Below are 1700 nucleotides of genomic sequence, written 5' to 3' on the forward strand. Positions count from 1 at the left end.
CTGTAGCACCGACACCCACGCCGCCCCAGCCCGCCCCGGCTGCAACGCCACAGCAGAAGGCGGAGCCCAGCAAGCCTGACGAGAAGCCAGCCACCGCTGCGCCGGACGAAAAGCCCGCGCAAAGCGAGGAGAAGCAGGCGACCGAGGAAACCGACAAACAGCAGCCGGACAAACAGGAACCCGCACCGCAACCCGCCGAAAAGCAAGCCGTCGTGACGCCAAAGCCATTGGCGGCTGAGATCGGCGACAAGCCGGCGCCTCCAGCCTCGACTGGAAAGGCAAAGCCCAAAGCCAAACCTGCCAAGACAATGACGTTCAAGCCCGCAAGAGCTTTCAAAGCGCCGATCGGGAATGCTGGAAGGTCAAATCCCACCAACGACGACGTTGCAGGATCACCGATCTATTCCGGCCTTCCGGGCGTCAGAAAACTTTACTCGCAAGGGGCAACCGGCAATGCGTTCGCTACAAGCTCCATGGAGAATGTTCCGCGCGGTCAACGCGTGGCCACCCTTTGCGGCAACGTTCTGAGCCGGGAACTGTAAACTGCCGACTATACGGTCAAATGGGTGCCAACCATTACGCTGGACAAAGGCAATGTTCTCAATCCTCCGCAGGCCGCCTTCAGCACCAGAAACGCCTGGTACAACCTAAATTTCCGATGCGAAGTCGACGCCGATGCGACGAGGGTCCTGTCCTTCAACTTCCGTGTGGGCTCATTGGTACCGCCTGGCGAATGGCCCAGCCGTGGATTCACAAAGTATCGTCTAAACTAGGCCGGCACACCAAACCTAGCCAATTGCCGGCTAACTTCTTGCCAGTCGGCGCAGACGAAATCGGCACCGGCAGCTGTCAGCCGCGCGGCGTGCTCGGCATAGGCATGGCCGCCACCGGTGTAGCCGATCGCCGTCATGCCTGCGGCGACCGCGCCCTGAATGCCGAAGGGCGAGTCCTCGATGACGATGCAGTCGGCCGCATTGGCGTCCATCCTGGTGGCGGCGAACTGGCTGATCCCAGGTCATGATGGGCCGGATCGTGGGCCGCCGCTTGTTGCGTCGCCCAGCACCTTGGTCGGGCTACCGCAGGGTATAATGATCCAAATCGACAAGCTGTCAGAGGCTAGATTGCGCAAATCCAATGCCTATGCTTGAAGCCGCCGCTATTTCATTCCACATCGGTCAGGATGAAGAGCGAGACAGGAGAACGGCGGCATCTGTTGTGGGCTTTGCCCGCATCGCTGATCCTGCATGCGCTCATCGCTGCGTTCCTGGTCTACAAATTCCCGGCGCCTCCCCAACAGCCGCAGCAGGAACAGGCGGTAAACGTCGCACTCGTGCCTGCGCCCGATCAGCCAAAGCCGAGACCCGCGCCGGCGCCGCCCCCAAAGGAGCCCAAGGCCGAAAAGCCGCAGGAAACGAAGGTTGAAAAACCGCCCGAGCAGAAAGTCGAAAAACCACGTCCGCCGGAAAAGCGACCTCAGAAGCCCTCGCCAGTTGAGGTTTTGAAGCCTGTTTTTCAGTTCGGCGACAAGGATACCGGCCCCAGGAAATCCCTGGATGGGGGCAGCGCTCTAGACAACTCGCCGTCACCGGCCAAGGATGATTCGAAGCCGCCTGTCGTGCCGAAGCAGGCGGAGAACCAATCCGCCACTCCGGTAGACTCCGAGGGCCGGCCAGATTCAACCAAGGCCGACGAGAAGCCGG

The 1700-nt window shown here is 61.1% G+C and carries 1 protein-coding gene and 3 pseudogenes; 3 read left to right on the forward strand and 1 reads right to left on the reverse strand.

Annotated features, from left to right (window positions below; genetic code table 11):
• Together EN750_RS33055 and EN750_RS41150 are read left to right on the forward strand one after the other, a co-directional pair.
• A pseudogene (locus EN750_RS33055) lies at positions 1-542 on the forward strand (hypothetical protein); the annotation flags it as partial.
• Between the two features lie 24 nt (positions 543-566).
• A complete protein-coding gene (locus tag EN750_RS41150; protein ID WP_245482881.1) occupies positions 567-773 on the forward strand; it encodes a DUF930 domain-containing protein in 207 nt (68 codons plus the stop codon).
• Here the strand turns inward: EN750_RS41150 and EN750_RS33060 are convergent.
• A pseudogene (locus EN750_RS33060) lies at positions 770-1000 on the reverse strand (HAD family phosphatase); the annotation flags it as partial. The gene EN750_RS41150 and the pseudogene EN750_RS33060 overlap by 4 nt on opposite strands.
• A 180-nt stretch (positions 1001-1180) precedes the next feature.
• Here EN750_RS33060 and EN750_RS33065 point away from each other — a divergent pair.
• Positions 1181-1700: pseudogene (locus EN750_RS33065) on the forward strand (hypothetical protein); the annotation flags it as partial.

It is taken from the genome of Mesorhizobium sp. M7A.F.Ca.ET.027.03.2.1 (assembly GCF_003999175.1).
Classification (GTDB): Bacteria; Pseudomonadota; Alphaproteobacteria; order Rhizobiales; family Rhizobiaceae; genus Mesorhizobium.